21 protein-coding genes are annotated in these 21,918 nt (G+C 69.7%); 8 read left to right on the forward strand and 13 right to left on the reverse strand.

Translation table 11 applies throughout. From position 1 onward, the window contains the following. Positions 1-6: 6 nt before the first annotated feature. On the reverse strand, positions 7-801 hold the full coding sequence (locus ACFFGE_RS04860; protein ID WP_376834843.1) for a hypothetical protein: 795 nt from the start codon (positions 799-801) through the stop codon (positions 7-9). Between the two features lie 81 nt (positions 802-882). Further along, positions 883-3,876, reverse strand: coding sequence for a TonB-dependent receptor plug domain-containing protein (locus ACFFGE_RS04865; RefSeq protein ID WP_376834845.1), 2,994 nt, complete (start codon positions 3,874-3,876; stop codon positions 883-885). A 340-nt stretch (positions 3,877-4,216) separates the two neighbouring features. On the opposite strand from ACFFGE_RS04865, the gene carB reads away from it, so the two are divergent. Then, positions 4,217-7,516, forward strand: coding sequence for a carbamoyl-phosphate synthase large subunit (gene carB / locus ACFFGE_RS04870; RefSeq protein ID WP_376834847.1), 3,300 nt, complete (start codon positions 4,217-4,219; stop codon positions 7,514-7,516). A gap of 4 nt (positions 7,517-7,520) precedes the next feature. On the opposite strand, the gene ACFFGE_RS04875 is transcribed toward carB, so the two are convergent. Both ACFFGE_RS04875 and ACFFGE_RS04880 read right to left on the reverse strand, forming a co-directional pair. Continuing rightward, complete coding sequence (locus ACFFGE_RS04875; RefSeq protein WP_376834849.1) at positions 7,521-8,525, reverse strand: serine hydrolase domain-containing protein; 1,005 nt, start codon at positions 8,523-8,525, stop codon at positions 7,521-7,523. 67 nt (positions 8,526-8,592) lie between these two features. Then, complete coding sequence (locus tag ACFFGE_RS04880) at positions 8,593-9,897, reverse strand: dicarboxylate/amino acid:cation symporter (RefSeq protein WP_376834851.1); 1,305 nt, start codon at positions 9,895-9,897, stop codon at positions 8,593-8,595. A gap of 108 nt (positions 9,898-10,005) precedes the next feature. On the opposite strand from ACFFGE_RS04880, the gene ACFFGE_RS04885 reads away from it, so the two are divergent. Together ACFFGE_RS04885 and ygfZ are read left to right on the forward strand one after the other, a co-directional pair. After that, a complete protein-coding gene (locus ACFFGE_RS04885) occupies positions 10,006-10,671 on the forward strand; it encodes a glutathione S-transferase family protein (protein WP_376834853.1) in 666 nt (221 codons plus the stop codon). Between the two features lie 57 nt (positions 10,672-10,728). After that, positions 10,729-11,508, forward strand: coding sequence for a CAF17-like 4Fe-4S cluster assembly/insertion protein YgfZ (ygfZ, locus tag ACFFGE_RS04890; RefSeq protein ID WP_376834855.1), 780 nt, complete (start codon positions 10,729-10,731; stop codon positions 11,506-11,508). A 4-nt stretch (positions 11,509-11,512) separates the two neighbouring features. Here the strand turns inward: ygfZ and ACFFGE_RS04895 are convergent, their stop codons facing one another. Beyond that, positions 11,513-11,767 (reverse strand): YdeI/OmpD-associated family protein, encoded by a 255-nt coding sequence (locus ACFFGE_RS04895; protein ID WP_376834857.1) that lies wholly within the window; start codon positions 11,765-11,767, stop codon positions 11,513-11,515. 56 nt (positions 11,768-11,823) lie between these two features. On the opposite strand from ACFFGE_RS04895, the gene ACFFGE_RS04900 reads away from it, so the two are divergent. Beyond that, positions 11,824-12,414 (forward strand): DNA-3-methyladenine glycosylase I, encoded by a 591-nt coding sequence (locus ACFFGE_RS04900; RefSeq protein WP_376834859.1) that lies wholly within the window; start codon positions 11,824-11,826, stop codon positions 12,412-12,414. A 45-nt stretch (positions 12,415-12,459) separates the two neighbouring features. On the opposite strand, the gene ACFFGE_RS04905 is transcribed toward ACFFGE_RS04900, so the two are convergent. After that, positions 12,460-12,990: a P-loop nucleotide/nucleoside kinase family protein gene (locus tag ACFFGE_RS04905; protein WP_376834861.1), complete on the reverse strand. Its 531-nt coding sequence runs from the start codon at positions 12,988-12,990 to the stop codon at positions 12,460-12,462. A gap of 155 nt (positions 12,991-13,145) precedes the next feature. Between ACFFGE_RS04905 and rnhB the strand changes: the two genes are divergently transcribed. Beyond that, positions 13,146-13,763 carry a ribonuclease HII gene (rnhB, locus tag ACFFGE_RS04910; protein ID WP_376834863.1) on the forward strand — a complete coding sequence of 206 codons (618 nt, stop codon included), beginning with the start codon at positions 13,146-13,148 and terminating at the stop codon, positions 13,761-13,763. Here rnhB and ACFFGE_RS04915 read toward each other — a convergent pair. The 6 genes from ACFFGE_RS04915 to fni all read right to left on the reverse strand — a co-directional run bounded on the left by ACFFGE_RS04915 (position 13,760) and on the right by fni (position 18,454). Next, positions 13,760-14,038 carry a hypothetical protein gene (locus ACFFGE_RS04915; protein WP_376834865.1) on the reverse strand — a complete coding sequence of 93 codons (279 nt, stop codon included), beginning with the start codon at positions 14,036-14,038 and terminating at the stop codon, positions 13,760-13,762. The genes rnhB and ACFFGE_RS04915 overlap by 4 nt on opposite strands. Before the next feature lie 24 nt (positions 14,039-14,062). Then, on the reverse strand, positions 14,063-15,100 hold the full coding sequence (locus ACFFGE_RS04920) for a DNA adenine methylase (RefSeq protein ID WP_376834867.1): 1,038 nt from the start codon (positions 15,098-15,100) through the stop codon (positions 14,063-14,065). A 30-nt stretch (positions 15,101-15,130) separates the two neighbouring features. Beyond that, positions 15,131-16,183 carry a DNA methyltransferase family protein gene (locus ACFFGE_RS04925; protein ID WP_376834869.1) on the reverse strand — a complete coding sequence of 351 codons (1,053 nt, stop codon included), beginning with the start codon at positions 16,181-16,183 and terminating at the stop codon, positions 15,131-15,133. Positions 16,184-16,185: 2 nt separating this feature from the next. Next, on the reverse strand, positions 16,186-16,509 hold the full coding sequence (locus ACFFGE_RS04930) for a type IIL restriction-modification enzyme MmeI (RefSeq protein WP_376834871.1): 324 nt from the start codon (positions 16,507-16,509) through the stop codon (positions 16,186-16,188). Between the two features lie 80 nt (positions 16,510-16,589). Next, the gene (locus tag ACFFGE_RS04935; RefSeq protein ID WP_376834873.1) at positions 16,590-17,363 is read right to left on the reverse strand and encodes a hypothetical protein; all 774 of its coding nucleotides are present in this window, start codon (positions 17,361-17,363) and stop codon (positions 16,590-16,592) included. Between the two features lie 62 nt (positions 17,364-17,425). Next, on the reverse strand, positions 17,426-18,454 hold the full coding sequence (fni, locus tag ACFFGE_RS04940) for a type 2 isopentenyl-diphosphate Delta-isomerase (RefSeq protein ID WP_376834875.1): 1,029 nt from the start codon (positions 18,452-18,454) through the stop codon (positions 17,426-17,428). 64 nt (positions 18,455-18,518) lie between these two features. On the opposite strand from fni, the gene ACFFGE_RS04945 reads away from it, so the two are divergent. Next, entirely contained in the window at positions 18,519-19,043 is a 525-nt protein-coding gene (locus ACFFGE_RS04945) for a sterol desaturase family protein (protein ID WP_376834877.1), read from the forward strand. Here ACFFGE_RS04945 and ACFFGE_RS04950 read toward each other — a convergent pair. After that, entirely contained in the window at positions 19,013-19,570 is a 558-nt protein-coding gene (locus tag ACFFGE_RS04950; protein ID WP_376834879.1) for a hypothetical protein, read from the reverse strand. The genes ACFFGE_RS04945 and ACFFGE_RS04950 overlap by 31 nt on opposite strands. Positions 19,571-19,628: 58 nt before the next feature. On the opposite strand from ACFFGE_RS04950, the gene ACFFGE_RS04955 reads away from it, so the two are divergent. Then, a complete protein-coding gene (locus ACFFGE_RS04955; RefSeq protein ID WP_376834881.1) occupies positions 19,629-20,579 on the forward strand; it encodes a glycosyltransferase family 9 protein in 951 nt (316 codons plus the stop codon). A gap of 2 nt (positions 20,580-20,581) precedes the next feature. Then, a complete protein-coding gene (locus tag ACFFGE_RS04960; protein ID WP_376834883.1) occupies positions 20,582-21,916 on the forward strand; it encodes a dihydroorotase in 1,335 nt (444 codons plus the stop codon). The last annotated feature ends 2 nt before the right edge of the window (positions 21,917-21,918 follow it).

The following is a 21,918-nucleotide window of genomic DNA, read 5'->3' on the forward strand; positions in this document are numbered from 1 at the left end:
CGGCGGTCAGCTGTAGCCCAGGGCCGCCCTCAGGCCGGGGGCGTGAAGGTCGACCAGCCGCTTCTGCGTGTCGGGCAGCGAGTCCGGGAAGACCAGACCCTCGGGCAGCTTGAGATTCTCGCGGGCCGTCCGGCTCAGCTTGCGGTCCGAACCGACCTTGATCCGTTCGCGCCAGTCGCCCGGCATGTCGATTCCGGCCGCCCCCAGCAGAGTGCGGAAGTACGCCTCGGCTTCGGCGGATTCGAGCCGCTTCAGCGCGCCGACGACCTCCTCGTAGCGCACGAGATGCACGCCCGTGCCGAGCCAGGCGGCGGCGTTGTGCGTGAAGATGTCGATGAGCGCCGGCGACTTCTGGTGAATGCCGAAGATCATCATGTTCAACAGCACCTCGGCCGAGAACAGGCCGGGCGTCTTCAGGTGCCGGATGTTCTCCTGGTCGAACTCCTCCGACACGAAGAAGCGCGCCCGCGCCAGCACCCAGTCGTAGGGATCCCTGACCAGCAGCAGGTGACGCGCATGGCGCACGTTGGCCACCGACTGGTCGCTGAACAGCAGGTGCGCCGCGGCCAGCTTGGGCCGGTTCGGATCCAGTGCGTCCAGATGCAGGTGCATGTTCGGGATCTGGATGAAGTCCCGGTCGTGATGCTGCTCGACCGGCACGAACATCCGCAGGATGTTGCGCAGCAGGTGGGTGCCGCCCTTGGGCACGCTGTTCACCAGAAGCGGCTGCCGTAGCGGCGTCTGCTCGAAGCGGCGGACCTCCGCATCGAGCGTGTCGGTCATCCCGCGGATGATGGCCATGGGTCGTCCTCTCCACGTCGCAAACGAACGAAGGGCGGCGGATCGCTCCGCCGCCCCCAGAGTTCTAGTCCGGATTACGCCTTAGAACGACTTCGACAGCCGCAGGAAGGCGCGACGGCCGTAGTAGGCCTCGGTGTACTGCGACGCCAGGATCGAGTTGCCCTGGGTGCCGACCGCCACCGCCGAGGCCGCCGGCGGCAGCTCGTCGAAGACGTTGGCGACGCCGCCCGACACGGTCCAGCCTTCCGCGTCATAGGTCAGCGACAGGCTGTGGAAGCTGGTGAACTCGGCTTCCGCCTTGATCTCGGTCCGGCGCCCGTCGATCGTCTGGAACAGCGAGCCCCCGTTCGTCACGCGCTCGTAGCGGTCGTCCTGGTTACCGATCCAGTCCAGACCCCAGAAGGCCGTCCACGGACCGCGGTTCAGGCTGACGTTGAAGTTGCCGACCAGTTCCGGGTAGCCGATCTCGCCCAGGAAGTCGTCGCCGAAGTCCGCGAAGGTCGCTTGGTTGTTCTCCAGCGTCCACGTGGTCTGGCTGTCGATCGTCAGGGTGCCGAACGAGAAGTCGTGGTACCACCGCGCCGTGAAGTCGAGGCCGCGGTTGTTCTGTTCCGCGATGTTCAGGTAGCTGTCGCGGACCTGGGTGATGCTGCCGTCCAGCGCCGGGTCACGATCGAACTGGTCGCAGATCGGATCGTTCGGGAAGTTGTCCGACAGGTAGCAGGCCTGCAGGATGCCGCCGGCGCCCAGGACGTCGACCTGATCCTCGATCTTGATGTCGAAGTAGTCGATCGCGAGGCTGAGGTTGCTGTTGGTCGGCGTCAGGATCACGCCGAGCACGGTGGCCGTCGAGGTTTCCGGCTCCAGCACGCCCAGACCGCCGCCGGTCACGACTTCGGCCGAGGACACGCCGCCGGTGAAGTCACCGGCCACGCCGCCGCCCGGACCGGCCGGATTGGTGCAGTTCTGGTAGAGCTGCGACTGCTGTTCCAGAGAGCCGTCGGCCACGCGCTGGTCCAGGTTCAGGCAGGGGTCGATGTTCCGCTGGCCGATGAAGCTGGTCTGGTCGGCCAGGTACAGCTCGAACAGGGCCGGGGCGCGGAACGACGTGCCGTGGGTGGCGCGGAAGCGGACCGAATCGGTCAGCGCCCAGTTCAGGCCCACCTTGTAGGTGGTGGCGTCGCCCGACGTCTTGGTGTCGGTGTAGCGGCCCGACAGGGACAGATCGAGCTCCTGCACGAATGGCAGGTCGCGCAGCAGCGGGACCGCCAGCTCGAGGTAGGCCTCGTTCGTCTCTTCCGAGCCTTCGGTGATCCCGGCGCCCGACAGGCCCCAGCTGTTGTCGGCCAGGGTCACTTCACCCGGAACGTCGCGGATTTCGTCGCGGCGCAGGTGGAAGCCGACGGCGACGCCCAGCGGACCGGCGGGCAGGTCGAAGACGCTGCCGGCGATCGAGCCTTCCACATAGGTCTGCTCGTAGAGGGTGTTCCCGGTCTCGGTGTCGAACAGGAACGCCCGCTCTTCCGGCGTCAGGTTTCCGGCGAGGAACTGCGGGTCGGTGAAATCGACGTCGATGCACGGACGGCCGCTGACCGGCAGGTTGGTGCCGACGCACGAGCTCGTCTTGAAGCTGGTGGAGTCGACCGCATCCTGCAGGATGACGTCCGAGGTGTAGTCGCCGTCCGAACGGCTGTACTGGGCGAAGACATCCCAGCTCCAGTTGCCGAAGTTGCCGCGCAGGCCGGCCACGACACGGCCGTAGTCGACGATCTGTTCAGCATCGAAGTGGTCGGTGATCGGCGTGGCGCTGAGCAGGTTCAGGCCCGTGAAGCCCGTCACCGGGTCGCCGCCCGCGCCAGGACCGTAGTAGAAGTCCAGGAAATCGGCGGTGTAGGTGTAGTTCCAGAACTGACGGTAGCTGTCCGTGCGGCTTTCGCGACGGTTCAGAAGCAGCTCGGCGTAGGCTTCGACGCCGTTGCCCAGCTCGTAGGCGCCGTCGACGAAGACCGTATAGCGCTCGATCTCCGGGACGATCGACTCTTCCAGGGCGAACGGGCTGAGGTTGTTGGTCACCGCACGCGACGGCGTGTCGTAGTTGACCAGATAGAAGCCGGCCGGCGCGTTCGGATAGGTGGCGGCCACGGCAGGATTGGTCGGGCGCGCGGGGATGTACTGGCCCAGGTCGCCGTCATAGTCGAACTGGAAGCGGCCGGCGCGGCCGGAGAAGTCCGGGCCGTAGACATACACCTGGCCCCAGGCCAAGTCGGTGCACTGCGGCTCGCCGGTGCGCGGATCGATCCGGTCCGCGCGCGTGCGGGTGCCGGGCTCGAAGACGTACTGGTTGCGGCAGTTCAGGTAGTCGCGGTCGCCGGCCCGCAGGGTTTCCTGCAGGTAGTAGTCCGCCGAGATGTTGATGTAGCCGCGGTCGAACGTACGGCCGAACGCGCCGTTGATGTTGTACTGCTCGCCGCCGCCCTCGACCGGCAGCGAGGCGAAGACCGACATCTCGCCCCCGTCGCGACCGCGCTCGGTGATCAGATTCACCACGCCGGCGACGGCGTCCGAGCCGTAGATCGACGAGGCGCCGTCCTTCAGGACGTCGATGCGGTTGATGGAGGATTGCGGAATGACGTTCAGGTCGAACGCCGAGACGCCGCCCCGCGTACCGGCCGGACCGGCGCGGCGGCCGTTCAGCAGCACCAGGGTGCGGTTCGCGCCCAGGCCGCGCAGCGAGATGGTCGACGAGCCCGGACCGCCGTCGGTCACGAAGGCCGAAGAGATGGTGGCGTTCACCTGCGGCGAGCCCGCGGCGATGGTCGAGCTCTGCAGCAGCTGGGCCGTGTCGCTGAGGCCGCGCTGTTCAGCGCGCTCGGCGGTCAGGACCTGGATCGGGTCGGCGCTGGTGAACTCGTTGCGCGGGATGCGGCTGCCGGTGACGACGATCTCTTCAACCTCGGTCGCCTCCTGCTCGCGGGGATCGGCGGCCTGGTCCTGCGCCAGGGCGGGAACGGCGATCATCAGCATCGAGGTGGCGGCGCTCAGCGCCGTGCCGCGGAGGAGCAGGTTACGTCTCAAGGGAAGCGTCCTTCTAACTCGGAGAACGACGATCGCCGAAACGATCGCCGCGCATGGTGTTCAGGTGACGGCTTCTTTAGGGCGACCCGCGTCGCCCGCGAAACCGAAATCTGGCATGCGCATGGGCGGTCGGAGCCGATGGTTGCAAATTTGCGACGCGTCTCCGTCACATTGACGACATCCGACAGTGCGGAAACTTGTCGTCTGAACCCGCCCGCGAGCCCGCTTGTGGACGCGTGCGGTTGCCTCTAAACGGGCCGCTTAACCGACAACCCATCCGCCCCCGGATCGCGCCTCCCCTCGCGAGCCGGGATGACGCGCGCGACGAGAGATCAGGACCATGCCCAGGCGTACGGACATCTCCTCCATCCTGATCATCGGCGCGGGCCCCATCGTCATCGGCCAGGCGTGCGAGTTCGACTATTCCGGGGTTCAGGCGTGCAAGGCGCTGAAGGCCGAGGGCTATCGGGTCATCCTGGTCAACTCGAACCCGGCGACGATCATGACCGACCCGGAGATCGCGGACGCCACCTACATCGAGCCGATCACGCCGGAGATCGTCGAGAAGATCATCGCCAAGGAGAAGCCCGACGCCCTTCTGCCCACCATGGGCGGTCAGACGGCGCTGAATACGGCGCTGGCGCTTGAGGCTTCGGGCGCGCTGGCGCGGCACGGGGTCGAGATGATCGGGGCCAAGGCCGAGGTCATCGACAAGGCGGAGGACCGGCAGAAGTTCCGGGACGCCATGGACGCCATCGGCCTGGAGAGCCCGCGCTCTCGGGCCTGTCACACGCTTGAAGAAGGCATGGAGGCGCTGGAGTTCGTCGGCCTGCCCGCCATCATCCGCCCGTCCTTCACGCTGGCCGGCACCGGCGGCGGCATCGCTTACAACGTGGAGGAATTCCGCGAGATCGTGGAGCGGGGCCTGGACCTGTCGCCGACCACCGAGGTGCTGGTCGAGGAATCGGTCCTCGGCTGGAAGGAGTACGAGATGGAGGTGGTCCGCGACCGGGCGGACAACTGCATCATCGTCTGCTCCATCGAGAACGTGGACCCCATGGGCGTCCACACCGGCGATTCGATCACCGTCGCCCCGGCCCTGACGCTGACCGACAAGGAATACCAGCGCATGCGCACCGGGTCGATCGCCGTGCTGCGCGAGATCGGGGTCGAGACCGGCGGGTCGAACGTCCAGTGGGCGATCAACCCCGCCGACGGCCGCATGGTCGTGATCGAGATGAACCCGCGGGTGTCGCGCTCCTCGGCGCTGGCGTCCAAGGCCACCGGCTTCCCGATCGCCAAGGTCGCGGCGCGCCTGGCCGTCGGCTACACGCTGGATGAGCTTCAGAACGACATCACCAAGGTCACCCCGGCCAGCTTCGAGCCGTCGATCGACTATGTGGTGACGAAGATCCCGCGTTTCGCCTTCGAGAAGTATCCCGGCTCGGAGCCCTATCTGACCACCTCGATGAAGTCGGTCGGCGAGGTCATGGCCATCGGCCGCACCTTCCAGGAGTCCATGCAGAAAGCCCTGCGCGGCCTGGAGACCGGTCTGACCGGCTTCGACGAGATCGAGATCGAGGGCGTGGCCGGCGCCGAGGACGACGCCTCGGCCCGCGCCGCCGTCATCCGCGCGCTGGGCCAGCCGACGCCGGACCGCATCCGCGTGATCGCCCAGGCCTTCCGCCACGGGCTGACGGTCGAGGAGGTCGCCGCGGCCTGCGCCTACGAGCCCTGGTTTCTGCGCCAGATCGCCGACCTTGTCCGCGAAGAGGGCCATCTGAAGGTCAAGGGCCTGCCCGGCGAGGCCCGCGAGTTCCGGCGTCTAAAGGCTAAGGGCTTCTCCGACGCGCGCATCGCGAAGCTGACCGGTTCGACCGAGGCCGAGGTCCGCAAGCTGCGACGCGGCCTGAACGTCCGCCCCGTCTTCAAGCGCATCGACACCTGCGCCGCCGAGTTCGCCTCGGCCACCGCCTACATGTACTCGACCTACGAGACCGGCGCGCTGGGTCAGGTCCCGGCCTGCGAGGCGGACCCGTCGGACCGGCGCAAGGCTGTCATCCTCGGCGGCGGCCCGAACCGCATCGGCCAGGGGATTGAGTTCGACTACTGCTGCTGCCACGCCGCCTTCGCCTTCGCCGACATCGGGGTGGAGTCGATCATGGTGAACTGCAACCCGGAGACGGTCTCGACCGATTACGACACCTCGGACCGCCTCTATTTCGAGCCGCTGACGGCCGAGGACGTGCTGGAGCTGATCGATGTCGAGCGGTCGAAGGGCCAGCTCCTGGGCGTCGTGGTGCAGTTCGGCGGTCAGACGCCGCTGAAGCTGAGCCACGCGCTGGAAGCCGACGGCGTGCCGATCCTGGGCACCAGCGTCGATTCCATCGACCTCGCCGAGGACCGCGAGCGGTTCCAGCGCATGCTGACCGAGATCGGCCTGAAGCAGCCGCCGAACGCGCTGGCCCGCTCCGCCGAGGAAGCCGCCGAGAAGGCCGATCAGGTCGGCTATCCGGTGGTGCTGCGCCCCTCCTATGTGCTGGGCGGGCGCGGCATGCAGATCGTCCACGATCGCGAGCAGCTGGACCGCTACGTCCATGAGGCGATGCAGGTGTCCGGCGACGATCCGGTGCTGATCGACCACTATCTGAACCGCGCCACCGAGGTGGACATCGACGCCCTGTGCGACGACCAGACGGTGTTCGTGGCCGGCGTGCTGGAGCATATCGAGGAGGCGGGCGTGCACTCCGGCGACAGCGCCTGCTCCATGCCGCCGCACTCGCTGCGGCCGGACGTGATCACGGAGCTGAAGCGCCAGACCACCGAAATGGCGAAGGCGCTGAAGGTGCGCGGCCTGATGAACGTGCAGTTCGCCATCGAGGAGCCGCACTCCGACGCCCCGCGCATCTTCGTGCTGGAGGTCAATCCGCGCGCCAGCCGCACCGTGCCGTTCGTCGCCAAGACCATGGGCGCGCCGGTCGCCGCCATCGCGGCCAAGGTCATGGCCGGCGAGCCCCTGGCGTCCTTCGGCCTCCAGGACCGCACGCTGGACCACATCGCGGTCAAGGAGGCGGTCTTCCCCTTCGCCCGCTTCGCCAATGTCGACACGGTCCTGGGCCCGGAGATGCGCTCCACCGGCGAGGTCATGGGCCTCGACTTTCGCCGGGACGGAGAGGCGGACCTTCAGCCCGCCTTCGCCCGCGCCTTCGCGAAGAGCCAGATCGGCGGCGGCACGAAGCTGCCGACCGAGGGCTGCGCCTTCATCTCGGTCAAGGACGACGACAAGCCGTTCGTGCTGGACGCCGCCCGCACCCTGCTGGCCCAGGGCTTCAGCCTGATCGCCACCGCGGGCACCCATGCCTGGCTGACGGCGCAGGGGCTCGAGGTCGGGCTGGTCAAGAAGGTGCTGGAGGGCCGCCCGCACATCGTCGACGCCATGAAGAACGGCGAGGTGCAGTTGGTCTTCAACACCACCGAGGGCAAACAGTCCCTGTCGGACAGCTTCTCCATCCGGCGCACGGCCCTGATGATGAAGATCCCCTACTACACCACCGCCTCCGGGGCCGACGCCGCCGCCCGCGCCATCGCCGCCATCAAGGCCGGCGAACTGGATGTGAAGCCGGTGCAGGCGTACGCCTGATCGATCAGGAAGGGCCCAGCAGCCGCGTCAGGAACTCCACGTCGGACCACGCCGGCCCCCGGCCCATCAGGGCCTGACCCAGGCGATCCGCCTGGCGCACCACGACCAACTCGCGGTCGGGGATCAGATAGAGGCGCTGGTTGCCGGCGCCGGCCGCCATCCGGACGTCGAGGCCGCCCAGCCGGTGGAAGGCGTCCGGATCGATGCCCGACCGCGCTCCCGGCGGAACGAGCCCCGGGCGCAGCAACCACCAGGTGAGACCGTATCCCGGGTTCGAGGCCGAGGGCCGGAAGCATTCGTCCAGAGCCGCGGGGTCCACGAGACCACGCCCTCCCTCGAGCACGCACTGGCCGAAACGGGCCCAGGCGGTCGCCGTCAGCTGCGCGCCGGACGGCAGGTTCGGCTGCCCCTCCTGACGTCGCCACCCTCCGATCTCCACGCCGACGGGGTCCAGCAGGCGGACGCGAAGATGGGCGAGGACATCGTCCGGCTGTCCGGCCGCGACCAGCTTGCGCCGGACGATCTCGCCGAAGACCTGGAATGGGGCGGGCCCGTAGCGGAACACGCCCGCGGCCCCGGCCGGAGGTTGTGCGACGGCGTCGCCGTAGCTCGGCGGACGCCCGATGGGTCCGCCGCCGACGCCGGAGGAGAGCTGCAGCAACGCGCGGACCGTGGCCGACCCGAGAACCTCCTCGTCTCGCCACTCCGGAAGGGTGTCGGCGCAGCGCTCGTCGAGCGAAAGCAGGCCGTCCTGCACCATCGCCGCGGCCAGGACGCCCGAGAAACTCTTGGTCCCGCTCGCCAGCTCATAGGGTCGCTCCGCGCCCCTCGGATGATCGCGAAAGACTTCCCGCCCGCCTTCCAGCACCAGCATCGAGACGCCGTTGGACGCCGCGGAATAGGCGGCCGCGGCGGCGAAACGATCCCGGGACACGGCGACAGAGGGGGCCGCCAGCATCACGGCCGGCGCGGCCTTCAACAGTGATCTTCGGCTGACATCGCGCATCATCCGGCCCTCGCACTCGACCGTCTCACGTCGGCCGGGCCGTTTTCCGTCGCGACGGACACGGCGAGGATCAGATCCCCGCCCCCGCCTCCTTTTCGGCGGTCGCGTCACCGCCCTCGACGATGCGGGCGGCGGCGAGGTCGGCGGTGACGTTGCCGATGGTGCGGAAGATGTCCGGGATCACCTCCACCGCGAGCAGCAGCGGCAGGAGCTCGACCGGGACGCCCATGGCGATGCAGATCGGGGCGATCGAGGCGAAGAAGCTGACCTGACCCGGCAGGCCGACCGAGGCGACGCTCACCGCGAACGCCACGACGCCGCCCACCAGCATCTGCGTCAGGCTGATCTCGACCCCGAACAGCTGGGCGCAATAGAGCACCACCGCCAGGTTGGCGACCGGGCTGGTCATGCGGAAGACCGCCACCGCCAGCGGCAGGACCAGGCCCGCCGTCGCCGTCGAGACGCCGAGGAAGCCCCGCGCCCGGTCGACCATCGCCGGCAGGCTGGCCAGCGAGCTCTGGGTGGAGAAGGCGACCACCTGCGCGGGGGCGGCGGCTTGAGCGAACCGGCCCGGCGAAACCCGGCCGAACACCGCCACGATCACGTACAGAAGCAGGATGAGCCCGACCTGGGACAGGACCACGATCGAGATGTAGTGCCCCAGCGTGCCCGCCGCCCCCAGGCCGGTCCTCAGGCCCACGCCGAACGACAGGGCGAACACACCGACCGGCGCGGCCAGCAGCACCCAGTGCACGATCACGATCATGGTTTCCGACACCGCCTCGAAGAAGGCGGTCATGGGCTGACGCAGACGGTTGGGCAGGCGGGTGGCGGCGAAGCCGAAGGCGATGGCGAACACCACCACGCCCAGAATGGCGTCGTCGGCGGCGGCGCGGATCGGGTTGGAGGGGGCCAGCGTCTGCAGGAAGGCCGTCAGCCCGTCGCCGTTGACGTTCCTGAGCACCTCCTCGGCGCCGCCCGCGGCGCCCGCGGCGAGCGCCTGGCCGCCTTCGGCGTCGATCGGCCAGAGCGCCAGAAGACCGAAGCCGGCGGCGAAGGCGTAGACGATGGCGAACACCAGCAGGATGAAGAACACGACGAGCGCCTTCACCGCCATCCGCCCCGACGCCGCCGCGTCCGCGATCGAGGCGATGCCGACCACCAGGAGCGAGAACACGAGCGGGACGATCGTCATGCGCAGGGCGTTCAGCCACAGGCCGCCGAGACTTTCGATCGCCTGGGCCGTGCCGGCCCCGCCGGGCAGGCCGTTGACCTGAGCGGCGGCGCCCGCGACCAGGCCGAGCGCCAGGGCCAGAAGGACCTGAAAACTCAGCGACGTGAGGAAGCCGCCGCGGCGGGGAGAGGCGCTCTGCATTCTTTTCGCATAGCACAACGCCCGGTCTGTTCCACCACGGTGTAATGAGGGGCTTTACGAACGCCGCGTCAGCTTGGCCTTATGGCCGGGAACGGAAGGATCGCCGCCATGATCATCGTCCACCACCTCGCCGACAGCCGCTCCCAGCGGGTCCTCTGGCTGCTGGAGGAGCTGGGCCTGCCCTATGAGGTGAAGCGTTATGAACGCGATCCCAAGACCCGCCTGGCCCCGCCGGCGCTGAAGGCGGTCCACCCGCTGGGCAAGTCGCCGGTGCTGGAGGACGGCGCGGTCAAGGTCGCCGAGACCGGGGCCATCGTCGAGTACCTGCTGGACACCCACGGCTACGGCCGCCTCAGGCCCGCCCAGGGCACCGAGGCGCGGCGGCGCTTCACCTACTGGCTGCATTATGCGGAAGGCTCGGCCATGCCGCCCCTGTTGCTCGCCCTGGTGTTCAGCGTCCTGCCGGAGCGGGCGCCCGCGCTGATGAAGCCGATCGTCCGCGGCATCTCGGGGAAGGCTCTGAACGGGTTCGTCCGTCCCCAGCTGAAGCTGCACAGCGAGTACTGGAACAGCGAGTTGACCGACAACGAGTGGTTCGCCGGGGACCAGTTCACCGCCGCCGACATCATGATGAGTTTCCCGCTGGAAGCGGCCTCGACCCGGGCGGTCGACGTCGAGGCCCTGCCCCGGGTCAAGGCGTTCCTGGAGCGGATACATGCCCGCCCGGCCTATCAGCGCGCGCTGGAGGTCGGCGGCGCTTACGCCTACGCCTAGATCTCGGCGGGACGGAACGCGGATGCGCGGCCGGTCGGGCCGACCTATCTAGGGGCCATGCCGATCGCCCGCCTGACCTCCCGCGCCCTCGTCCGCGTCTCCGGGCCCGACGCGCGGCCGTTCCTGCACAACCTGCTGACCCAGGACGTCGAGACGCTGAAGCCCGGCGACCTTCGGTTCGGCGCGCTGCTGTCGCCGCCGGGACGGCTGCTGTTCGACCTGTTCCTGTGGGGCGAGGCGGACGGGGTGACGCTCGACGTGGCCGCCGGGCGGCGGGACGCCCTGATCCAGCGGCTGACCCTCTACAGGCTGCGCGCCAAGGTGAATGTCGCGGCGGACGAGCGGCCGGTGTTCGCCTCATGGCCGGGCGTCGCGGCGGGCTTCACGGTCGATCCCCGGCTGTCGGAACTGGGCGGCCGCGCGCTGGGCGACCAGCCCGCCGACGCGGACGAGGACGACTGGCACGACCATCGCCTCCGGGTCGGCGCGCCCGACCCGGACGCGGACGGCGGCTCGGACCGCGCCTATCCGATCGAGGCGAACTTCGACCTGCTGAACGGCGTCGACTTCCGGAAGGGCTGCTTCGTCGGCCAGGAGACCACCAGCCGGATGAAGCGGCGCGGGGAGATCAAGAAGCGCATGCTGCCGATCGCCTTCCACGGCCCCCCGCCCCCGCCCGGCGCCGAGGTCCTGAACGGCGAGCTCCGCGCGGGCGAGGTCCTGACGGGGCGCAACGGCGCGGCCATCGCCCTGATGCGGCTGGACCGGCTGGAGGGCGCGCTGACGGTCGACGGGCGGCCCGTTCAGGCGCGTCGGCCCGAGTGGATGAGCCGCTGACGCCCTATCGGTGCTTGCACCCCGGCCAGCAGCAGGGGCGGCGCTTGCCGTCGCTCAGGTTCTCGCGGCCCCAGACGATGCGCTTGGCGCGGGTCTCGGCCTTCTTGGCGGACTCCACCCAGCAGATCCATTCGTTACGGGCCAGCGGCGTGATGTCGGTCCAGGTCGCCAGCGCCCGAGCGTCGCCGCGAAGCTCCGCCTCCAGATCGGATGGCAGGTCGTGCACCACGCCGCCGGGCAGGGTCTGAGGCTCGCTCACGCGCCCTTGTCGCAGCGGAGGTCGTGGACGGCAACCGCAGGCGCTAGGCTGAACCCATGACCGACTCACGCTGCGCCTGGTGCGGGACCGACCCGCTTTACGTCCACTATCACGACACCGAATGGGGCGTGCCGGAGTACGACGCCCGGGCCCTGTGGGAGAAGCTGGTGCTGGACGGGTTCCAGGCGGGCCTGGCCTGGATCACCATCCTGAGGAAGCGCGAGGCGTTCCGCGCCGCCTTCGACGGCTTCGACCCGGACAAGGTCGCCCGCTACGGCGACGCGGACCGCGCGCGGCTGATGGCCGATCCGGGCATCGTGCGCTCGGGCGCCAAGATCAACGCGGCGATCAAGGGCGCGCGCATCTGGCTGGACATGCGCGAGCGGGGCGAGGACTTCACCGCCTTCCTGTGGGACTTCGTCGAGGGGCGGCCCGTCCAGAACGCCTGGACCTCCATGGCCGAGCTGCCGGCCCAGACGCCAGCCTCGGTGGCCATGGCCAAGGCGCTGAAGGCCAGGGGCTTCAACTTCTGCGGCCCGGTGATCGTCTACGCCTTCATGCAGGCCACCGGCATGGTCAACGACCACGTCACCGGCTGCTTCCGCCACGCGGAGGTACGGGCGTTCGGCGGCGGCGCGAGGATCTGAGGTCGGGCGGGGGAGGGATGACCGTTTCCGACTCGTCGCGGACCGCTAGCGGGCGGACAGATATGCAGCGATGCGTGTCGCCGCACCCACCGGATCGATTGCCTCGGTGTCGATCGACAGTTCCGCAACGGGCATGGACGCCATGCTGGCGTCGAAACTTTCGCGCAGGTCTCGTAGCAGTTCGAGAGACGTAAGCTTCCCGAACTCTGCACGGCTGGCATTGCCGATCCGCCGCTCCTGCTCCTCGTGCGACACTGTGAGAGCGACGAACACCACAGCGCCTCCGAGAGGCTCGATCGCCGCGCGCACGCGATCTGGGAAGTCGGACGCCACCGTCGCCTCGGGCGCAAAGGTAAAGATGAAGGATTGTCCGGCTCGCGCCGCCTCGGTGAAGGCTTGAAGCCAGAAACGCTCGCGCAGGCGGATGAACGGCTCCGAACCGAAGGGAAACAACGCACCGACTGCGTCAACGACGAGATGGTTATGAAACAGAGGCAGCTCTGTAAGCTTGGCAAGCTCCCGGCCCACGGTGAGCTTGCCGGCTGCAGCGGGGCCGTAGACGAAAACGATCCTCATGCGGCGAAGCTAGCGATGAGAGTGTCCGCTTTCCACCAGACGCAGACCTAAATCCCGGCCCGCGGAGAGCCGGGCCCGTTCCCATCCACAGGCGAACGCGCCGCCGTCGGTGGCCGGCGCTTCCGACACCGCGCGACGCAGGCTAGGGACATCCCATGAGCCGCCCCTTCCCCACCTTCGCGCTGGAGACGCTGGCGGCGTCCGCCGGGCCGGTGTGCGGGGTGGACGAGGCCGGGCGCGGGCCGTGGGCGGGGCCGGTGTCGGCGGCGGCGGTCGTCCTGAATCCGGACGACGCGCCCGACGGCCTGGACGACTCCAAGGCGCTGACGGCCAGGCGGCGCGAGGCGCTGGAGGTCGAGATCAAGGCCCGGGCCCTGTCGTGGGCGGTCGGCTTCGCCTCGGTCGAGGAGATCGCCGAGCTGAACATCCTACACGCCACCGGCCTGGCCATGTGCCGGGCGATCGAGGGGCTGGACGTCCGGCCGGCCGTGGCGCTGGTCGATGGCAATTACGCCTTCCGCCTGCCGTGCGAGGTGAAGACGGTGGTCGGCGGCGACGGGCTGAGCCTGTCGATCGCCGCGGCCTCGATCCTGGCCAAGACGGCGCGGGACCGGCTGATGGTCGAGATGGACGCGCTCTATCCCGGCTACGGCTTCGCGGGCCACAAGGGCTACAACGCCCCCGTCCACCAGGAGGCGCTGAAGACGCTGGGCCCCTGCCCAATCCATCGGCGCGGCTGGGCCCCGATCCGGGCGCTTCTCGGCGACGCCTAGAGCGACAGGGCCGAGCCCATGAGGGCGCCGAGGAGGGCGGCGATGACGCCGCCACCGGTCACGATCGCCCAGGTCGGCAGGTTCAGCGCGTCGGCTTCGACGTCGTTCGCGGGCAGGCTGGGCGCGCGCGGGAAGCTGGGGGCGCGCCAGGCGACGGCGTCGAAGGCGTCGGCGGCGCGGTTCAGACGCACGGTCGCGCCGCTCACGCCATAGGGCCGGTTGTGTCCAAGGTTCGGGGCCAAGTTCGAGGTTTCCATGCCGCCCGGAACGCCCATGAAAGCCGTCCCGTTCCGAAACGGTCAAGCCGCGATCATGTCCGCGGCCCGCTCGCCCACCACGAACAGCCGCTCGACGTTCCGGAGCCGCCCGACCTCGCCCACCTTCACCCCCTTGCGGTCATGGATGCCGATGCGCGCCCCGACATAGCGGGGGCGCTCCACCTCGATCACCTTCACCTCGCCGCGCACGGAGAGGATGTCCATCAGGGTGTCGAGGTCCAGAAACCCCTCGTCGCTGAACGACACCATCAGATGCCGCGCCCGCACGCGCTCCACCACCTGGCGCAGGGCCGGGGCGATGCCGCCCCTGAAGTTGAAGGGGCTCTTGCGCGTACGGCAGTCCACCCGCTTGTTCGCGACGCCGTAGGTCTCGGGCCGGTCCCAAAGCACCAGGCTCTCCCAGACGTGGTAGTTCCCGAGATAGGAGTGCTGGTTGTAGGGCGGGTCCAGGTAGACGAGGTCCGCCTCGACCTGATCGGCGATGGCCAGCACATCGGCGCGCGTCGCGCGCCCCGGACCCGACGCCGCGCGGGGCAGCAGTTCGGGCGGGCGCAGCAGCATCGGCTTCAGCGCGCGCGGGGCCCAGCGCTTCATGAAGGCCATCTGCACCCCCGCGGTGGAGTCCACCTTGTCCGCGGCCCGGATGAGGCTGGTCAGTGCGATCGCCTCCAGTTCCGGCTCGAGCGACAGGGCCGCGATCCGCTCGCGCACCGCGTCGATCACCGCGCCGTTCGAGGGATGGAAGAACCGCGCGCGCTCGCAGAAGGTCTCGGTGAACCAGCCGGGCTTGGGCGAGACCCTGGCCAGCTCGGACACGAGTCGCTCGGCCCGATCACCCCAGACCTCCAGGTCGGCCTGCACGAGGGCCGTCGCGAGCGTCGCGGCATAGGCGTTCACATCATTGGACCATACGGCGTAGCCCTCGCGCTTCAGCGCGTGGCCGACCCGCGCCGAGCCCGAGAACAGGTCGGCGACCCGTCCGCCGTCCGGCAGCAGGGCCCGTGTCGCCGCGATGATCGGGTCGATCATCCCCCGCTTTGAGCCGATGTACTTGATCACGCGCGCAGCATGCGGCGGTCGGCCGACGATTCACAATCCCCGTCTGGGCGCGAACCAGCCCGCGTCGGTCCGCGCGGCCGCGCCGGCGGCGGCGAGGATGGCCAGGGTGTCCTCGATCCTTTCGACCAGGCGGGGGCCGCCGGGCTGGAAGCGCCGGGCCAGGCTCGCGGGCTGCACCGGACGGCCCGCCTGGCGCAGCTCGCTGAGCAGAACCGACGCCAGGATCTCCGGCTGGGCCGGCGGCGGCGGCGCAGGCTGATCGGCCGCCAGCGGCAAGAGCGGGGGTCGGACGCGCTGGACGCCCTGGGCCGGCCGACGACCATCCAGCCAGCGGACCTGGCCCGCCGTCTCCTCGGACCGGCGCCGCGCATGCAGCTCATGAAGTTTGCGCACCAGGGCCGCGTCACCCAGTTCCGGCCCCCAGCCGTAGGCCGCGATCGTGAGCGCGTCGATGCGGTCATGCAGCGACATCAGGACATCGACGCAGCCGCGTGACCGGATGTCGGTCTGCTCAGCCGTCAGGGGGCGACCCCGACGCAGGTCGGAGATGACGTTGTACAGGCCCGTCATGGTCAGGGCGGGATCCGCCGCGAGAACCCGGGCGCGCAGCCCGTCCAGCTCCTCGCCGGCCTCGACGAGCCCGCGGCGCTGGTCGTCGTCCAGGTCCGGGAAGGGGAAGGCGTCGAAGCAGACCGACTTCACATAGACCGCCTCGTCGGCATACACGCCGATCCGCCCGGCGTGCCGCAGGAACCAGGCCAGATGGGGCCGGCTGTTCAGCATCGCCAGCAGCGCGGCGTCCGCGCTCGCCACGACGATGAGCTTGTTGTCCGGGGCGATCTCCGCGTCGAGGAAGCGGAACCACCTGTGCTTGGCCGTCTCGACGGTGACGATGTAGCGCGGCAGGCCCCGCAGCGCCTGGCGGAGTTCCGGCCGGGGCTCCCCGAACCACCACCAGCGTCGGCGGTAGGCGTCGCGATTGTTGCGATCGCGTTCGGGTTTCACGTGCTGCATCAGGTGCTGGTAGACGCGCGGGCGGTTGCGCCGCACCGCCGCTTCGGGCTGGGGCCAGAGATCGACCACCCTCAGATGGCGGGGTCGGTCGGCGAGGTCGCGCCCGTTCCGAAGCGGCCTGCCGCCGGCTGGTCGGACTGCGGCGCGGCGCCGGACTGCTTGGCTTCCAGGACGAAGGCCCCGCGCCGGTAGCAGTCCATGCGACGGTGACTCACCGTGCCGTCGTCGTGCCGGAACTGGACCGCGCGTTCGAAGGCGTAGTCCAGGTCGCCGGGCTGGTCCTCGTCCGGGGCGGGAACGCCGATGACGCGGCACAGCTGGATGATGAAGCTGTGGCAGTGGGACCGCTCGCGCAGCGGCGCCGAGGTCCACGCCTGAATGAACGCCTCCACCATGCCAGCCCTCCCACGCGGGACAGGCTGGCATGGCGAAGAACCCTACGCAAGGTTGGGTTGTCTGTTAAATCTACCTGAGGTTATCTCAGCTCGATCGTGATCGTGTAGGCGCCGGTGTCGCGGCCCAGGCTGGTCGCGCGCACCGAGTAAACCCCGTCCTCGGGGATGTCGTACTCCAGCCGACTATTCAGCGAGCCGGCTCCGTCGTCGTCGCTCGCCAGCTCCGCGCCCTGGCAGTTGATGCCCTCGTAGAGCTTCAGATAGGCGTCGAAGTCCGTCGACTCATGGGTGATCACCACGCCCTGGCCGTTGATGCCGCCGAAGGTGTAGCAGTCGAAGTACGATCCGCCGTTCGGCTCGGCACGGTCCCCGGAATCCAGGTAGCCGGTCTCGCTGCCGCGCAGGAAGAACCGCGTCGGCAGCGGATCGCCGCCGCCGCCGCTGCGCGAGCGCACCCCCAGAATGGTGTAGCGCCCGGTGTCGCCCCCGCCGAGCGAGGTGGCGCGGATCAGGTAACGGCCGGCGTAATCGAAGGTGTAGGAAAGACGGGAGTCGAGCCCGAGGCCCTCACCGTCGTCGTTGGTGCCGAACACGTTCAGCGCGGTCGCACCGCAGCCCGAGCCGCTGCCGATGGCCAGATAGCTGTCGAAATCCTCCGACTGCATCGTGACCGTCCAGGTGTCCCCCGCCTGCGCGTCGATCGCGTAGCAATCGTAGAACGAACCGTCGAACTGCGGGTCCGAGGTCTGCAGCCGCCCGTTCTGGACGACCTGATCCTGTAGCGCCGACTGGGCGTGAGCCCCGCCGGCGAACAATGCGAGCGCCATGGAAGCGCAGGCGATACGGAAAAACATGTCGACCCCCCTTGAAGTTATAGCGCCAGATTGGCGTCTCGCGCGGAGGGTTTCAACCGGCGTTATGCTGAGTCCGGCTGGAGCGCCGCAGCCCTGAGCGCGGAGAGATCCGCGGAGCCCGTACAGAAGCACACCGTGCGCAGTTGTCGGATCACGAGCTGGAAGTGGGCGATCACCGCCTCCGTCGAACGGGTGGCGGCCTCCAGCACGCCGGCCGCCTGGCCGACCACGTCCGCGCCCAGTCGGATGGCCTTCGCGGCGTCCACGCCGTCGCGAACGCCGCCCGATCCGACGATCACAGCTCCGGGACAGGCGCGGCGCACCTCTCGAAGAGCCTGGGCGGTCGGGACGCCCCAGTCGGCGAAGGCGGCGGCGTGGGCCTTGTCCGCGGCGTCGGTGGCCCGTTCGCCCTCGATGAGTCCCCAGTTGGCGCCGCCCGCGCCCGCGACGTCCAGCGCAGCCACGCCCATGTCGAGCAGACGGCGGGCCGTCGCCGCGGACAGGCCGGCCCCGGTCTCCTTGACCACCACCGGCGCCTCGAGGGTTCTGACCAGCGCCTCCAGCGCCGCGCCGACGCCCCACCAGTTGCGGTCGCCCTCGGGCTGGCAGGCCTCCTGCAGCGGATTGAGGTGCACGATGAGGGCGTCAGCCCCGATCATGTCGACGGCGCGCCGCGCCTCGTCCAGGCCGAAACCCAGGGTCAGCTGCGCCGCGCCGATGTTGGCGAGGATCAGGGTCTCCGGCGCCCGATCCCGCAGGGACCGGTCCAGCCCCCCCGCGCCGCCGCTCTCCAGGGCCGAGCGTTGCGAGCCCACCGCCAGGGCGATTCCGAGGTGCTGGGCGGCCTCCGCCAGATGCGCATTGATGGCCTCGGCGCGCGCCGGGCCGCCGGTCATAGAGCTGATCAGGAGCGGCGCCTTGAGCCGTCGCCCGAGGAAGTCGGCGCCCAGGTCGATCTTGTCGTGATCCAGGTCGGGCAGCGCCTCATGGACGAAGCGGACCCGCTCGAAGCCCGTGGTCAGCGCGTGACGCCCGCCGCCGGACAGAACGACGTCCAGATGCTGGTCCTTGCGGTCGACGGTTCGCGTCATCGGCCTCACTCCGCGCGCAACCGTCGCGCTGGCGAGCGATAGCGCGAAACGCTAGTCTGAAGCCATGCCCTGGCTGCCCTTCATCGCCCTGACCCTGCTCGTCTTCTTCCTGATGGAGGGCGTCGCCTGGTGGTCGCACAAGTACATCATGCACGGCTGGGGCTGGGACTGGCACAAAGACCACCACGAGCCCCATGACAACAAGCTGGAGAAGAACGACCTCTATGCGGTGGTCGGCTCGGGCGTGGCGATCGCCCTCTTCAGCGTCGGATGGGCGACCGGCATCTGGTGGGTCTATGCGATCGCGACGGGGATCACCCTCTACGGGGCCATGTATGCCTTCGTGCACGACGGACTGGTGCATCAGCGCTGGCCGTTCCACTTCATGCCCAGGAACGGCTACGCCCGACGTCTGGTCCAGGCGCACAAGCTGCACCACGCCGTCCAGACCAAGGAGGACGCCGTCTCGTTCGGCTTCATCTTCGCGCCCGACCCCAAACGCCTGAACGCCCAGCTCAAGGCCCTGCGAAGGGCGCGCGCCGAGGCTCGCGTCGCGGCTCAGACCGGGGCGGAGCCGCCCACGGCGTAGCGGGTCTCGATCCCGTCCGGCTCGAACGGATGCCGGGACAGGCTGTCCAGAAGCGCCATCAGCCGCTCCAGAAAGGCCGCGGCGTCGCCCGTCTCGATCGCCGGACGCAGCCAGTCCGTCGCGACCGCGCGGACGGGCAGATGTCCCGCCGGGCCCGGCAGGCTGAAGGCGACCTCGATGTCCTCGGCGATCCACTGGCCCACCGTGGCGAACAGGTCCGCTCGAGCGAGGAAGTCGGTGACGCGCTCGACGTGCAGGGTGATGCGCCCGTCCTCTATGCCGTCAGGCCGCACGATCACGCCCGACAGGTCCGGCCGCCAGTCGTCGGGCAGCTCCACCACGCGCCAGAGGCAGAACCACACGCGGCACGCCTGGGGTCTGATCTCGTGCACGGAACATCCGGCGCCGTCGACGCAATAGGCGCACAGCGTCCCCGTCGGCTTGGACAGTTCAGGCAGGCTGAGCGGGATGGCGCGGCAGCATTCGACGCAGCCGCCGCAGGTCCTGCCGGGCACGAGAGGGAGCATGGCCCTCCCTACCAGCCGCCCCCGGACGCGGCGACAGAATCCTTGTAAGGACAATCCGATGAGCGGCCGCTTTCCCATCCTCTACATCGCCGAGGCGGACGCCGAGGCCGCGGTCCTGTCGTCGGGCCTGCTCGCCTATCTGGTCGAGCAGATGCCGAAGGAGAGCTTCACGGTGGTCGGCTCGGCCGCAAGCGCACCGCTGTTCGCCGACACGCCGCGGCTGGATCGTCTGATCGTGCTGGACGGGGAGAAGGCGTTCGACTGGCTGAAGCTGTGGAACCAGGTCCGCGCCACCCGCTGGGGGCTGGTGGTCGACCTGCGCGGAGGACCGATCTCCGACAAGCTGCGACGGGTCAAGCGGGCCGTGCGCGCGCCCGACCCGGAGCCGATGCACGCCGTCGCCTCCGCCGCCCGCGTGCTGCAGCTGGACGAGACCCCCGCCCCGCACCTGTTCTTAGGCGAGGAGACGCGGGCGGCCGCGGACGCCCTGGTGAGGCCGGACGACCGGCCGATCCTGGCCATCGGGCCGGGCGTTGACTGGATCGGCAAGCGCTGGCCGGCCGAGCGCTTCACCAAGGTGGCCGCCTCGCTGCTCGCCGACGACGGGCCGCTGGCGGGCGGCCGGCTGCTGATCGTCGGCGAGGACGCCGATCGCGACGCGGCCCATACGATCCGGCTGGCGACGCTTCGCGAGCGCACCATCGAGGCCCAGGGCAAGCTCACCCGGCTGCAGACGGCGGCGGCCCTGTCGCGCGCGAAGCTGTATCTGGGCGCGGACTCCATCTGGACTCAGCTGGCCGTCGCGGCCGGCGTGCCGACGCTGGCGGTCTATGGTCCCTCGGACGAGACGCTCACCGGGCCCTGGGGCGGAGAGGCGGTGCGCGGGCCCCGGAGCCTGGACGAGTTCCGCGCCCTTGACCCCGGCCTCAATCAGGCCATTCAGCACATGATGGACCTGCCCGCCGAGCGCGTGCTGCAGGCCGCGAAGCGACTGCTGGCCCGGAGCTGACCATGACCACGACCTATGACCTGATCGTCCGGGGGGGCGAGGTGATCAACCACGCCGGGCGCGGGCCCGCCGACGTCGGCGTGATCGACGGCCGCATCGTCAAGGTCGGCGACCTGGGCCAGGCCTCGGCGGGCGAGGTCATCGACGCCTCGGGCCTGACCGTCATGCCGGGCGTGATCGACACCCAGGTCCACTTCCGCGAGCCGGGCCTGGAGTGGAAGGAGGACCTTGAGACGGGCAGCCGCGCGGCGGCGCTCGGCGGCGTCACCGCCGTGTTCGAGATGCCGAACACCGAGCCCACGACCACGGACCCCGACGCGCTGGCCGACAAGCTGGAGCGGGCGCGCGACCGCATGTGGACCGACCACGCCTTCTACGTCGGCGGCACCCACGAGAACGCGAAGGATCTCGGCGAGCTGGAGCGGTTGCCGGGGTGCTGCGGCATCAAGGTGTTCATGGGCGCCTCCACCGGCACCCTGCTGGTCGCCGACGACGACGGCGTGCGCGAAGTGCTCAGGCACGTCAAGCGCCGCGCCACCTTCCACTCCGAGGACGAGTACCGCCTGGCCGAGCGCCGTCCCCTGGCCCGCGCCGGCGACTGGACCAGCCACCCTGAAGTGCGCGACGCCGAGAGCGCCATCATGTCCACGCGCCGGCTGGTGAGGCTGGCCCAGGAGACCGGCGCCCGCATCCATGTGCTGCACGTCACCACCGCCGACGAGATCGAGTTTCTGGCCGATCACAAGGACGTCGCCACCGTCGAGGTCACGCCCCAGCACCTGACGCTGACCGCGCCCGAGGCCTATGAGCGGCTGAAGGGCCTGGCCCAGATGAACCCGCCGATCCGCGACAGCCACCACGTGGCGGGCCTGTGGCGGGCGATCACCCACGGGGTCGCCGACGTGCTCGGTTCGGACCACGCGCCCCATACGCTGGAGGAGAAGGCCCGTCCCTATCCGGCCTCGCCGTCCGGCATGCCGGGGGTGCAGACGCTGCTGCCGGTCATGCTGACCCATGTGGCGGAGGGCCGGCTCAGCCTGGAGCGGCTGGTGGACCTGACCAGCCACGGCGCCCAGCGCGTCTTCGGCATCGCCGGCAAGGGCCGCATGGCCGAGGGCTATGACGCCGACCTGACGATCGTCGATCTGAACGTCCGCCGCACGATCCGCCACGAGGACATGGCCAGCCGCTGCGGCTGGACCCCCTTCGACGGCATGGAGGCCAGGGGCTGGCCGGTCATGACCATCGTCCGCGGCAGGACCGTCATGCGCGACGGCGAACTGATCGGGACGGCCGGCGGTCGGCCGGTGCGGTTCCAGGAGACCCTGGCCCGCTGACC

The organism is Brevundimonas balnearis (assembly GCF_042434805.1).
Lineage (GTDB): Bacteria > Pseudomonadota > Alphaproteobacteria > Caulobacterales > Caulobacteraceae > Brevundimonas > Brevundimonas balnearis.